Origin of the sequence: Butyrivibrio sp. VCD2006 (assembly GCF_000423925.1) — a bacterium.
GTDB lineage: Bacteria > Bacillota > Clostridia > Lachnospirales > Lachnospiraceae > Butyrivibrio.
On record NZ_AUIX01000025.1, the window covers coordinates 41,741 to 55,460 of the forward strand.

15 protein-coding genes are annotated in these 13,720 nt (G+C 37.7%); all 15 read left to right on the forward strand.

The features are described 5' to 3' along the window. Window positions 1-159 precede the first annotated feature (159 nt). The 15 genes from G586_RS0110860 to G586_RS0110925 all read left to right on the forward strand — a co-directional run bounded on the left by G586_RS0110860 (window position 160) and on the right by G586_RS0110925 (window position 13,680). Window positions 160-1,581: a hypothetical protein gene (locus G586_RS0110860; protein WP_155834104.1), complete on the forward strand. Its 1,422-nt coding sequence runs from the start codon at window positions 160-162 to the stop codon at window positions 1,579-1,581. After that, entirely contained in the window at window positions 1,582-3,924 is a 2,343-nt protein-coding gene (locus G586_RS0110865; RefSeq protein WP_026527786.1) for a hypothetical protein, read from the forward strand. It begins immediately after the preceding gene. A gap of 6 nt (window positions 3,925-3,930) precedes the next feature. Next, window positions 3,931-6,219 (forward strand): DUF2357 domain-containing protein, encoded by a 2,289-nt coding sequence (locus G586_RS0110870; RefSeq protein WP_026527787.1) that lies wholly within the window; start codon window positions 3,931-3,933, stop codon window positions 6,217-6,219. Window positions 6,220-6,346: 127 nt separating this feature from the next. Then, window positions 6,347-6,490, forward strand: a complete 144-nt coding sequence (locus tag G586_RS26095) for a hypothetical protein (protein WP_155834105.1) — start codon at window positions 6,347-6,349, stop codon at window positions 6,488-6,490. 16 nt (window positions 6,491-6,506) lie between these two features. Beyond that, the gene (locus tag G586_RS0110875) at window positions 6,507-6,794 is read left to right on the forward strand and encodes a hypothetical protein (protein ID WP_155834107.1); all 288 of its coding nucleotides are present in this window, start codon (window positions 6,507-6,509) and stop codon (window positions 6,792-6,794) included. Between the two features lie 14 nt (window positions 6,795-6,808). Next, window positions 6,809-6,997 carry a hypothetical protein gene (locus G586_RS0110880; RefSeq protein ID WP_026527789.1) on the forward strand — a complete coding sequence of 63 codons (189 nt, stop codon included), beginning with the start codon at window positions 6,809-6,811 and terminating at the stop codon, window positions 6,995-6,997. Between the two features lie 12 nt (window positions 6,998-7,009). Further along, a complete protein-coding gene (locus G586_RS22645; RefSeq protein WP_035773055.1) occupies window positions 7,010-7,291 on the forward strand; it encodes a hypothetical protein in 282 nt (93 codons plus the stop codon). Between the two features lie 91 nt (window positions 7,292-7,382). Further along, on the forward strand, window positions 7,383-9,065 hold the full coding sequence (locus tag G586_RS22650; protein ID WP_035773057.1) for an HIRAN domain-containing protein: 1,683 nt from the start codon (window positions 7,383-7,385) through the stop codon (window positions 9,063-9,065). A gap of 31 nt (window positions 9,066-9,096) precedes the next feature. Continuing rightward, window positions 9,097-10,155, forward strand: coding sequence for a hypothetical protein (locus G586_RS0110895; RefSeq protein WP_026527790.1), 1,059 nt, complete (start codon window positions 9,097-9,099; stop codon window positions 10,153-10,155). A gap of 15 nt (window positions 10,156-10,170) precedes the next feature. After that, window positions 10,171-10,734, forward strand: a complete 564-nt coding sequence (locus G586_RS0110900) for a hypothetical protein (RefSeq protein WP_026527791.1) — start codon at window positions 10,171-10,173, stop codon at window positions 10,732-10,734. A 37-nt stretch (window positions 10,735-10,771) separates the two neighbouring features. Continuing rightward, window positions 10,772-12,172: an AAA family ATPase gene (locus G586_RS22655; RefSeq protein ID WP_035773059.1), complete on the forward strand. Its 1,401-nt coding sequence runs from the start codon at window positions 10,772-10,774 to the stop codon at window positions 12,170-12,172. 142 nt (window positions 12,173-12,314) lie between these two features. Further along, on the forward strand, window positions 12,315-12,512 hold the full coding sequence (locus G586_RS0110910; RefSeq protein WP_026527792.1) for a type II toxin-antitoxin system HicA family toxin: 198 nt from the start codon (window positions 12,315-12,317) through the stop codon (window positions 12,510-12,512). Between the two features lie 28 nt (window positions 12,513-12,540). Next, a complete protein-coding gene (locus tag G586_RS0110915; RefSeq protein ID WP_026527793.1) occupies window positions 12,541-12,846 on the forward strand; it encodes a hypothetical protein in 306 nt (101 codons plus the stop codon). Beyond that, window positions 12,837-13,439: a GNAT family N-acetyltransferase gene (locus G586_RS24930; protein ID WP_196811587.1), complete on the forward strand. Its 603-nt coding sequence runs from the start codon at window positions 12,837-12,839 to the stop codon at window positions 13,437-13,439. Before G586_RS0110915 ends, G586_RS24930 begins: the two co-directional genes overlap by 10 nt. Beyond that, window positions 13,426-13,680 carry a hypothetical protein gene (locus G586_RS0110925; protein ID WP_026527794.1) on the forward strand — a complete coding sequence of 85 codons (255 nt, stop codon included), beginning with the start codon at window positions 13,426-13,428 and terminating at the stop codon, window positions 13,678-13,680. The genes G586_RS24930 and G586_RS0110925 overlap by 14 nt, the downstream gene beginning before the upstream one ends. Window positions 13,681-13,720 lie beyond the last annotated feature (40 nt).

The following is a 13,720-nucleotide window of genomic DNA, read 5'->3' on the forward strand; positions in this document are numbered from 1 at the left end:
AGAGCTTTAGCATGGCCTGTAGCAGTATGGACATGTTATATACCTGAGAGTGAAATTCAGAATATCAATATCTTGGAACATTTGATATTACAGCTTGTTAATAAAGGCATAAATAATCCAAAGGCTGTACTCTGCTCGCAAATAGGCTTTAATAAGGATTTGATAGATGCAGCAATTGAATCATGTAGAAATGAAGGCTATTTTGACGAAAGATATAAGGAACTTAAGCTTAGCAATGATGGAAAAAGTATTGTGGCTAAATATGACAATCCTTATCTTAGTGATTTGGAAGCATCAAAGAAAAACAAAAAGATATACATGATTCAGGACATGGTAACAAAAAGTGTTATACCGGTTTTTGATATCACAAAACTGCCGGATTATTACTTGGATGATCCCAGTGCCATTGAAGTAAAGTATGAAAATAATTACGGGAAAAAGCCCAAAAGCGCAGCAATGCGTACTGCTTTGAGATACTGGGCTAAGCTTTGCAATAATAGGAGACTTGGTATAGAGATAGGCTCTAATACCATCGACTGTTCAGAAACTCCTGTTGATAAAGATGAGATGGATGGTTATATTCCATTTGAAGATGAGATTGATTGGGAGACTGTTCAGGAAGACGGAAGTGTAGTTGAAGAGGTAAAAACACTTGCTGATAAGGAAGAGGAAGATAAACAGAAGCAGGAATTAGATCAGGTTACAAACCTAACGATTTTGGACGATTCTCCAGAGTATTATTTGGCTAGAGGTTTTATTGCAATCAACAGAAATGCTCCTGATGAAATAATTATTATTTCACCTTTCGGTGAGATTCTGGATGATTGGTTCAGAACTGTTATAAACAGAATGAGAGCATGCGATAAGGGGTTTGAAGAAGATATTCAGCTATTCCTGATGGAGAAAAAGGAAGAACTAAAAGATTCAATTGCTTTCGGTAACGATTTGGATATAGACCTTTTTGATAAGTATCCATATGTATGCAATGATCCTGAGTATAAAGCAGTAAAGAGGACCATTGAGCTACTGACTAAGAGTAGGTATCGTTTTGAAAATGGAGAGGATGAATCAGCAGAATTTGCACATAATATGAGGAAAGCATATGAGGCAAGTTTGAGGTTGTTGGTTAAGCATAATAAGTATTTGTATGATTGCCAAAAGTTGGAGTTTTGGGAGTATAGTCAAAAACTTAATACTTTAGTGAAGTCGTACTCCTTTTTATCTGAGGACATAATCAAAGAATACAAAGGTGTATATAATAACATGCTGAAATGTAATGATGACGACGGTAATGCACCTGGATATATGGCTATGATTTTAATTGATGCATGGGAGAACAAAAATGGGATATCTATGGAGCTTTTGAGAAGCCTTTCTTCGTTGCCATTATCAATAAAAGAGTACACATCAAATTTAAAGGCATATAAGGGGGGAAGGAGAAAAGGAGCAGGAAACATTGCATCACATGGTGGAGACGAGTTGGCAGATTTGTCGTTCTCACTAACTGAAATAGAAAGACAATATAGAGAGTTTGAAGAAAACTTTGCAGCTCTTTATAACAGATATATGGAGGCCGAATAAATGGGTAAAAAGGGTAAAAATACCGTATTTGGGAATCAGAAAAATGACAGCCAGAAGTCTAAAGTTGATAGGAAAAATGATTTGATACAGATTCAAAAGGAAAAAATGGATGCTGAATTGGCTAAAGATGAGAGAGTGGCTAAGAAACTTGAAGAATTGGAAGCTAAGGAAAAGAATCTAGAAAAGGAATATACAGAAAACGAGTCAAACCTAAAGGCTGATTACGAAAAAAGGCAATCTGCTCTTGATTTAAGAGAAAGGATGCTAAATGAGCAGGAAGATAAGCAGGAGAAGAAAGCTAAAGAACTTTTGGATATTCAAGCGCAGGTTAAGAAAACTTGTGAATCAGCAGTTTCAGATGAGATAGCGCGAATTAAAGCGGATGAAAGGGCTATCAGAGAAAAAGAGAAGAAAGTTTTTTTTGCGGAATGGGAGGCTGAGAAAGCAAGAGAAAAGAAGAAATTGGAAGACTTTATCGCTGAATGCCGTAAAAAGGCTGAAGATGAACTTGATAAAGCTCATGATGAACGAACTTCAGCTGAAGAGATTAGATTGATAAAAATACGAGAGGCAAACAAAGTTATTGAAGAGGAACGCGAAAAGCTTTCTGAGGAATATAAGGAGAAAATAGCAGAGCTTTCATCAAGAAAAGTGGAATTAGATAGAAAGATGGAAGATATAGCAGAACAAGAAGCTGAGTTAAAAGAAGAGTCAGAATATTTAAAGACGCTTAAAGCAAAGTATAATCAGTACAATGAAAAAGAAGTGATTAAGCTCACTTTAGAAAAAGAGCATTTTGAGCAACAACTGGAAGCATATGCTGAAAGAATAAAAGAGTTAGATGCTAGCGTTGCTCAATCGTCAACATTTTTGCTTGATGATAATGGCGAATCAATGGTGTCGAAAATACATGAGCTAGAAGAACAACTCAAAGAGGCACAGAACAGAAATGATGAATTAGCTAACATGCCATCCAAGGAAGAAGTTGAGAGACTTCGAGCAAATACTAAGGAACTGGAGTCTGTAAAAATTTCTCTTGATGATGAAAAACAAAAGAGAACAGAGGCTGAAGCAAAAATAAGCGCTTATGCAATGAGTACACGTGAACTTGAGAATGCTCGTGTTGCTGCGGCTTCATTAGAATCTCTAAATAATCAGCTTCAGATGAAGCTTAAATATATAAGCGAGCAATATAAAAGTACGCAGGAAAGCAAGTTTAAGGTTCTGCTTGATATTGATAAAGAGATAGAAAATCAGAAAATATTCAATCCATCCGGATTCAAGGGCTCTTTAGATGAGCTCTGTGAATACATAAGAAATTATGGTGCGACCAAGAAAGGGCTTTATTATTCCATCGATACTATTAGGGTATTCATGGCTTCTCTTGCTGCATCAGAAGGGGCATCAAGGCTTCTAATTCTACAGGGGCTGAGTGGAACCGGAAAATCCAGTCTTCCAAGACTTGTTGCAGAGGCGCTTGGAACAGAGTGTAAGTTTGTGCCTGTACAGCCTTCATGGAGAGATAATAGAGAATTACTTGGATATGATAATGACTTTACGAATAGATTCAAGGAAACGGAGTTTACCAAATTCCTGTATGAAGCATCTGCTCTTGAGAATAGGAACAAGATGTATTTTATAGTACTGGATGAAATGAATCTAGCCAGAATTGAGTATTACTTTGCAGATTTCTTATCTGTTCTGGAAAAACCTAATCAGAGTGAATGGATTGTGCCTCTTGTGTCAGGATATTCAGAATTAGCAGAGGATCAGAAGCCTAAGTATCTGGATTACTCAAATGAAGCAGCAAATGTCATCGTGAGCAATAATATATGGTTTGTAGGAACAGCTAATAATGATGACTCAACATCAATCATAACTGACAAGGTGTATGACCGTGCGCAGGTATTGGATATGGATAGTCGTGTTGATCCGTTTAAGGCGGAGTGCAAAAAGAAGTATTCTGTTGATATGGATGAGGTGTTAGGCCTCTTTACTGCTGCTAAATCCACCACAAAGTACAAGCTTAACAAGTCTGACAAAGAAAAGATTGAGCTGGTAGATGATCTTCTAAAAGATATGGATATTACTTTTGGTAATAGAATAATGAGTCAGATGGAAGAATTTGTTCCTGTATATATTGCTTGTGGCGGAACAAAGGAAGCAGCTGTGGATTATCTTTTGACGCATAAGATTCTCAGAAAACTAGATGAAAGGTATGAGCCATATCTTTTGAATAGGCTTGAGACCTTGGAAAATGGTTTGAATACAATATATGGAAATGGCGTGTTTAAGCAGAGTATCAATAAAATAGAAAAGCTACGTGAAAAGATTTCAGGGTAATGTATAATGCAGATATTTGTTAAGAATTCCATTGGCATGGAAAAACTGCCTGAAGAAAACTGCAAAATGGATTTGCTTTTATATGATAACACTCTTCTTATTAGGCTTGAAGATGAAGAAAGTGTGAAAATAGCATCGAACTATTGTGAGGAAGAGTTTATTGGTTCTGGGCAATATGCATTTCCTATACTTTTTGATAAGCAAAATCGCTGTAATATTACTGTGTGGCATAATTCTGACTATTTCAAATATTCTTTTATCTTACAGAACACGATATCTTTGGATGAGGAGGATATAATTAATCTCTTTAAATTTAAAGAGCAGATGAAGGAAGCATTTGATGCCGGCAAAGAATATCCGGTAGAAGCGTTATATGATGCAATTAAAGATAACAGAGTGCCTCTTATCATTGAGAAAACACCATATGCAGGGTATGATGATCATTCTTTGTTAAAGAAAATTGCAGAAGTAGTCCCGATGGTAATGGATATATGTTCGCATCCGAAGAAAAGCCTGAAAAGCGAGGAGGCTGTATTGGATGTCAATATAGTTAAAGGAATCAATTCCAGAACTATGGATCATCTTGCATCCCATTCAGAACATTGGAAAGCCAGAACGCTAAACGGATTGGTGCCTAACAGACTGAGAACAGACGTATATGAAGATGAAATAAACATATATGAAAACCTGTTTTTCAGGATTGCTGTGGACGATGTGCTTAGATATGTCCATAGGCAGGTAGTCAGTCTTGAAAAGACTATACAACAGAATGATAATGCCATAGACTGGAATGCATATGGCGAGACTCTATCAGATTATAAACGAGTAAGAATTTTTGAACAGCTACTACCAGATTATGATGTTGTGGAAAAGACTGAAGAAAATGGTACATTGAAGGATCTTCTGGGGCAATGGCAAAAGCTCGAGCGAAGTTTTTCTACTGTAGAAGCGTCGAAATTTTATAGGAGTATTGATAAAAAGAAAAGAATCAGCAGGAATATTCAGCCAACAAATATTCTAAAAAAGGATTCCAGATATAATGCTTTATACAGACTTTGGGGTGAAATCCAAAGGCAGATTGTCCAGATTCATCAAGACGATAAGGGAGTTCAAGAATCTATTGATTTAAGCTATAACAATTGTTACCAGATGTATATTACAGTGCTTCTTCTGTATGTCTTTAAGTTGCTTGAATATAACTGCGATTCAGGTTCAAAGATTAAGATGAGTCAAGGCGGCATACTGAGTGTTGACGCATCATTTTCATCAGAAACAGTGATATGTCATTTGAAGACAATTTCGGAAGCTGATAGTGATGAGAGATTATACCTGGAGTTTATAGAAAAAAAATCAGTAGAATATTTGATTCCTGCGAAGGCTGTTGGGAAATTGGATGACATAAAGGCGGCACTTCCTAATGGAGCAATGATAGATAAATCTGAAAAAAAAATCATTTTTACTTCAAAGCCAAATGCAACAGAACAGAAAAAAATGAAAAATCTGTTCCACTTTAGTAAGTCAGAGGAAAAGGGGCTAACACAACAAGAAAAACGTTTATTAGATGAAGTAGATAAAGTTTGGAGAATTGGGCTTGAAGAATTGTTTTCATCCAATGGGTTCAAGGAACAAAGAAAAGAGTCCTTACGCATAGTTCCTCAGTTTGCAAGAATTGAAAATACAGAAGCTGCTGTGGATAAGTTTACACAGACCGCGCTTGATTCAATAAAGGATAGAGTAGTATTTATGTTTCCTATCGATTTAGTGGATTATAGGAAAAGCATTAAATCGGACAAACTTATTTCACGACTTTTGAACTATGGAGAGAAGTATTGTGATGAAGATGCAGAGCGATGGGGCGATTATAAGGCTGGAATAATACCTGCCGCTCAATCTGAAATAAACTCAGCTCAAAGACTTATGAAACTTGTTTCAATGCATTCTGCAAGATTGCAGATAAAATGGAGTAGCGAAAATATTAGATGCCCTATCTGTGGCTCGAAGGGTTGTCAGGATGAGGGCAAAGATAACTGGATGTGTAATAATCCGGAGTGTGGCGTATTCTTTGGTAAAACCAAGCATGCTGATGGTTGTGGAATGAGCTACGAATGGGTCAGACCATTTGTAGAGATAAAACGAGATGATATTAGGAATATGGATTACTTCGATTTAATGCTTAAGAAAGAAATTATTTTTGACAGGCTCACAATAACGGATTTTGAGTTTGAAGAACAACCAGATCATAGAATTAAATACATTCCTATTTGTCCGAAGTGTGGGAAAAGGATAAAACACTGAGTGTAAAAAACGGTGCGAACTTGAGAAATCATTTTCGCATCGTTTTTTTAATTAGTAAAAAAGCTGATTGCCGTATCATCAAATCATAACAAAGATATGTTGTAAACAAAACGGAGGTGCTAAGGACATGGCAAAGGTGAGAAAAAAGTCAAATGTAAACGGTAGACGTTCAGCTGGAGACAGATGTATGAGTTGCGGAGCTCCATGTTGGCGATGCGATGTTTGGTATTGCTGGGAATGTTACAAGTATCAGTACTATGAGTCAAAGTGAGAAAGGGGCAAGAAAAATGAAAAAAATAATATTAGAAGAAAAGGTAAAGCTGGTTGGAATAAAGAATTTTTCAGGCAAGGATAAACTTATAGATTATTTTTTGGTAATGCCTGGACAGGAAGAAATATATGCATTCAGTAGGAGATATACGCAAAGGACATATGACTTGTGTAAATCAGGTATCAGAGTGAATGAAATATCAACTAGAAGGTCAAGAGACCACGGAGTTATGGGGCTTGTAAACTACCTGAATGTCATGCTTCCGTATCTTTCGGAATACTATGATTTGAAAGTTGCTGCATGAGAGGGAGGTGTGAAATGAACGGAGTAGTTAATTTGCCAAATATAAATATGCCAGTTACTGGCGGCAATGTCGTAGCTTTAGCAGCGATAGGTGCTATAGAGTTTCTGATCTTTGTAGCTATTATGAACGAATATAGCATTGAGGTATCTGCTGAAACTACAAAGAACGGAGTAAAAGGAAACCTGAAGTTTTACGCTGAATAGGAGGAAAGCATAATGTTTGTTAATTCATTGGAAGATATAGTTTTTGATTCTTGTCTGGATGGAATTCTTGTAGCAAATCAGGGAGACTTTTTTATCAATGATCCTGAATGCGAAATAGAGGTTGACTTTGAAGATTACGAAAACGAGCAGGAAAGGCCGGAGGACTTGATAGATGATGTTTTTTCTTATGCCGGAATTAATAGAGCTTATTTGGAACATGTGGATTCTGGCTTGAGAAGAGCAATTTTGGAGGATGCCGGTTTAGATGCAGATGAATTCGATTATGAATACTGATGCCGGTTTATGGGGATGAAAAAAGTTGGGGGCTGTTTCTTAGTAATTATGTTGTTGATGCAGCTTTGCTGTTAAGGAAGGAGACTCCAATATGAGTGAAAATGCTATCAGCCAGTTTACGGCTAATGACTTCTCCAGGATTATGCATTTTAGTGGAACGAACTTTTTTAAGTCATTTGAGCCAAAGGAAATAGATCTGGGAGTTTTCCTTGTATATGGCCCGGATGATACTAATCTCTTTTACCGGGAGATAGAGAATCTTAGGGTTGGTGATGAGGTTTTTCTTAGGGAAGGTGGCATTCCATATAAGCTAAATATGAGCGGCAGATCAATTCTGGTTTGTAAAGAATCCGGTGGGAGTATTGGAATGCTTGATAAAGAGCCGGATAAGCTGTGTGCGTCTCTTATCCATAACGGATACAAGCTTGTTGCTCATGTGAATATGATAAATACTTCTATTCCTATGAATGAGTACAGATCCTGGAAGCCTTTTAACATAAGAGTAACGTTGGTTGATGACAGAAAATTGTCTCCATTAGGTGCTTTGAGAGCTGGCAGGGTTGCGGTCAGAAATACTAAGTCAAAAGAAATGCTTTTGCTTAGAGACAAGATTGACGTTGCATACATTGATAGAAGCAAGATATTGCTGCTTAATCAGCAAAAGATAGGTGACAATCTTAGATTTGTTCACAAGGCTGATGAGCATAAAGATGGAAAATACACGGTTCAGATAATAACAGCGGATAAGCAGACGATTGGCTATGTTAATGGACGGATTACAGGGATGATTTCTAAGATGTTGGATTCGGGAATGTCCATCCGTGCGGTGCTAAGGAGTACCGCAAAGTTTAGGAAGACTGAGCAGGGAACTATATTTATGGCAGAAAGTCCTGAAATCGACATAGTTATGGATGATTATTCCTATGATATGAGCTCTGATTATTATGATCAGGAACCGGATGAGATAGATGCGTTATTCAAGGAGTGGCTTAATCATGAATGCGCAAAGCCAGAGGTTGATGTTGAGGAGGTACACCTTGGCTGTGCCAGAATCTTTGGACTTCGTGATGAACTGAGGCTTAAGAAAATATTATGTGGGCTGAGAATAGGGGATCCAATAAAACTGGCTTATACAAAGAAGAGAGTGTCTGTGACCGATGACAACACAGGTGAGACTCGCATGGAGGATGATGAGTCTATAAGAGTGGATGCTTATGATGGAGAATGCATGGGTTTCATGCAATCAAGAGAAGACATGCTGGTTATAAAGCTGCTGAAGCTTGGAATGAATGTCAGGGCAGAGGTAAAAGAAATAAATCTGGTAGAACCATTTAACAGACGAAATGCGCTGGTGCTGGATTTGTACTTATCAGGTGAAATAAGAGAAATGATAGGCAGTGATTCCCAGATTCTGCTTGGAGAGGGCGACGATCCTAATATAGATGAGCATGATGATAATGTTGGCACAAGGTTTGATATCGGTTTTGCCAATGATTTGAAAAAGATGGAAGATGCGTCAGAAAAACTATCAAGGATAAGACCTGGTGACAAACTGAAGTTTGTAAGAGAACCAGACAATCAAGATGATCCGAATGCAGTGATGGTATACACAATGGATGATGTGTCGCTCGGATACCTGTATCACTATAATTGTGAGTTTATTCCTAATTTGATGGATGCGGGGAATCTTGTATATGGAGTTGTAAGAAGTGTACATGATGAAGGAAAACCTATATTTGCTTCTATGGACTTCTTTATATATGTGCTTTTTTAAGATGGATAAGGAGCATCAGAGGTAAGGGCCTATGGATAATAACGCTAATAAAATCATTCTAACAAAAAGCGAATATGAAAGATTGGTAGAAAAGGTGCAGGAGCTGAAGGGTATAGTTGCTGCACTTTCGGCAGAAAGAGATGATCTTAAGCTTCATATATGCAGAGAAATCCAAGCTGATTATGATCATAAAGTCGGGAATCTTGAGTATCAGATCATGATGTATAACCTGGAAATAGAGAGGCTGAGACTGATTATCAGTTTTCTGCAGACCGCAATTAATACAGCCGGAGAAGCATCGTATGAGGAAGCTGAACAAAGGGCGGATGATGAACTGTCTGAGTTTTATGAGGAGCTGAATCAGAAGGCTGAGGATATTAAGAATGATGAAGAATATGCTCAGAGAAGAGCTGAGCAAGATAAGGAGAATGAAAGACAGGCAGAAGCAAGGGAAGAGACAAAGAACCAGGGTACAGAGCGGGAAGATTCTGTTGATACAGAAGGAAATGATGAGACTAATTCAGACAATGATGGAGATGGAAAGGAATCTGAAGAGGAAAGCAGCGACTATACTTCGAGAGAGGATGAAGAACGAGATGATAGAGCTGGCAAAAAGAAAGAATCTCCAGACAAGGAGCTGAAGAGACTTTACAGATATATAAATAAAAAGCTACATCCTGACAGTAATCCAAATCAGACAGAAGAGGAAAAACAGCTATTCTATGATGCTCAGACTGCTTTTCAGGAAGGAAACCTAAATAGGCTAAGAGAAATTGTTGATATTATCGATGGCTCAGATGTTTCAGAAAAATATAAGAACAGTGCAGAAGGCATAGCGGAGCTTAAAGCATTATTGGGAAGGCTTATAGTGCAGAGGGACTTTTTGGTATCTGAGATTAGTGAAATCAAGAATAGTTTCCCGTACAACGCAAAGGACTTTCTCGACGATGATGAAGCAGTAAAGAAAAAGCAGGAAGAACTTAGAAGCATTATAAATGATCTTTTGGCAACTATTGAGGAGCTTAACAAGCGTATAGACGAATTGGATCAAGAACTAAAGGAAGCTGAAAAGATGTCTCAATGTGGGTAATGGAGGTGACGTGATATGGAAGGATATTCTGTAAAGACGTATGTCGATAAGGTGTCGGAGCTGGCAATGATGATATTTGAAAAGGGAGGTGCACCATTAGAATCCGATCGTGGTATCAGAGTAGAGATTGCGCTTTTTCTAATGTATCTCGCTACGGCTGATGATGAAATTGACTGGGACGAAATGCGTGAGATTGGCTATGACTGTGGGATTGAGATAACAAAATGGAATATAGATGAGTACCTTGCTGGCGGAGGTGTTAAGTCTGGGAAATATGGAAGTTCTGTCCCGTATACTTTTCAGTTAATGGTAGAAGCAGATAAAGCGCTTTCAGGCACAGAAACAGATCTTAACTGTGCAGAAAGCATGCTTGATATATACAGGTTTCTGGCAGATTCTTCTATCAATAAGGCAAAGATAGTTAACAGTCAGCGAATAACGCGTGCTAAGGATTATTTAGGCATGATTGAGAGGTATTGGGTTAACAACAGACCATGTAAAGCATCTATGTCACGCAAAGGAATGATGCAAACAATCATTGCCTCAAAGAAGGGAGTAGCAGCTCCTAAGAAGTGCTAAAGTTAGAAACGTTTTCTGTGAAAGAGAGGAAACAAGAATGAATAAAGAGTTAAAGAAAGCAATAAAGCAGTTATTTGAATTATGTGACCCTAATTCAGCAGCATCAGGTGCGATTGAATCTGGTAGCTTGGAGAAGAATACCCTAAAGACAGAGTTTGTTGATTTCATATCCTATATTTCGGCGTCTGATGGAACTATATCTGAGAGTGAGGCTGATTTTTTACAGGAATACTTTAATCTGCATTATTCCCCGGAAGAATTAAGGAAGTACATTGATCAGAACAGGACATACTCTACAGACTATGAAAGTACTCCTCCGGCTACACTAATAAGGCTTGTGGATCAGGATAATGCGGTATTTAGAGATAAACTGGATGTTTCATATTCTGTAGCTCAGTCATTTATAGATGTATTTGATTGCCTCGGGAAGGAATTCATTGTATGTGATGGGGATGCTGACAGGCAGGAGATTGAGGACTTTTCGACTTACATGTCCATGCTGAAGAATTATAAAAGAGAGCATGCAGCTTTTTCTGATCAGGTTGAGGGTGTGGTTGATGTCAGCGATGTTCATCCTGGAGAAATTCTGCCAAAGTTCAATGAATCTGGAGATAAGGAGAAGAGTTTACCGGAGCTATTGGATGAATTGAATAGTCTTATTGGACTTGAGAGTGTTAAAAAAGATGTTAATACACTTATTCATATGCAGGAAATAAGGAAAATCCGTAGGGAACGTGGCCTTAAAGATATTCCTGTCTCGAATCATCTTGTGTTTTATGGAAATCCGGGTACAGGAAAAACCACAGTGGCTAGATTACTGGCACAAATATACCATGCTATGGGAATACTTTCTAAGGGACAGTTTGTCGAGACGGATAGATCCGGGCTTGTCGCAGGGTATGTTGGTCAGACTGCGTTAAAGGTTCAGGAAACTGTTGAGAAAGCGCTTGGTGGAGTTCTATTCATTGATGAGGCATATTCTCTTACATATTCTGATAGTGGGAATGACTATGGGCAGGAAGCTGTTGATACATTACTGAAGCAGATGGAGGACCATAGGGAAGATCTGATTGTTATAGTTGCGGGTTATCCAGAGCTGATGGCTGGATTTATTGACTCAAATCCTGGGCTTCGTTCCAGATTTAATAAGTACATTAACTTTGAGGACTACAACGACATACAGCTTCTTGAGATATTCAAGCTTATGTGCAAAAACTCAGGGTATGTTCCTACTGGTGAAGTGATCCAGCACTGTTCATCTGTGTTTGAAAAGATGTATCAGAATCATGGAAAGAACTTTGCAAATGCTAGAGAGGTAAGGAATTTCTTTGAGACAGCAATGATGAACCAGGCGGACAGATTGTTCGATGAGACTGATTTGAGTAATGAAAAGCTCTCTACGCTGGTTCTGTCAGATGTGCAGGGAATAGCATCCTGAGATGTAAAAAACTATGCGGACTTTGGGTATTATGTTCGCATAGTTTTTTTAATTAGGAAAAAATAATTAAACAGTAAAATTAAATCAGAATAAAGAACGACCGGTGTTCTTAGATGAAAAGTAGTAGGAGAGGAGGCTTGCCATGAGTAATCAGAGAATTTATAAAACCAGAGATTTTATAACAGTTCTTAATAAGAATGGATTTAATTTGGTTCGGATTAGAGGAGATCATGGCATCTTCTCTAATGGGAAAAAATCTATAGCAATCACAATAAAGGGAAAGGAGATAAATCGGATGATTGCTAGGAGGCTTATCAAAGAAAATGGATTTGTTATGTAGCATCTGAAAAGTTGGAGGGAGAAAATCAATGAAAAACGTAGATGATAGTTTACTTGTTTCAATGGTTAGAGATCTTGAGAATACTCGTAGTAAATACAATGGCTACTCATATGTTACAACAATAAGAAACATTTTGGTGGGAAAGGAATCAGCCTACATTGCTCCGTTCTTTGTAACAAAACCTTATTATGGGATGTATGTAAGTCTATCAAAGGATGAAACACGAAGATTGATGGATAGTTTAATTTCAAACGGGCAGCTTGATTACATTATTTCTAATAAGGGAAAGAAACTATATTGTACTCATGAGTATTATAACCAGCTGTGCAGGTAAGAGAATTACCAAAACGATGTTGCGTAGAGGAAGATAGAATGTTGCTTTTTACTGAGAGATTGATCATATTGCAAATTAGTAAAAAAGAAGCAAGTAAATGCTATGAAAATTGGGGAAAGGGTGGTTCTCTGGAGGAGTATTTGCCTGGATTTCCGCTTAAAAATGTAGATGAGATGACACAGTTTTGTGATGATATGTCAAAGAAAATCAATAATTACAGTATCTGCTTGCGGAAGGATAAAACGCCAATAGGATATGTGTGTTTGGATATTCCATGCAGTGAGCAAAAATACGGAGAACTTGGATATGTTATAGGCGAAAAGTTTAGAGGAAAAGGATACGCCTATGAAGCTGTAAATGCAGTTATGAGAAAAGGGTTTGGGAACGATGATCTCTATATAATTGAGGCAAAAGTCGCAGAAACAAACGAAGCATCAAGAGGGATGCTGGAAAAGATAGGTTTTTCTGAAGAAACAAGATTAAGAAAACGCTTCTATAATCGCAAAAGTGATGATAGAGAAAACATCATAGTATATTCTATGACGCGTGATGAGTATGAAAAATTAGGGAGTGTGGCCGATGCAAGGATATAAAATCTTTGAATACTTGGAACAGTTTCAGGATGAGCAAGAAAACTGGCATTATAAAAGCATTTGCGAAATGAAGATGCATATTCTGCTTCCTCCAAATCCATCTGACAAGGAAATCATGGAGGCAATAGATAATGCTGGTTATATTTTCGAGCTTGTCGGATTTAAAAGAAGAGGTGAAGACATTGAAATGATATATAAAAAGGGTGATGTGCCAATAGGGATATGGAAAAGGGTTTCTTGACATTATTGCTACAGACGATTGAATCTTGTGAAAGGCGGTG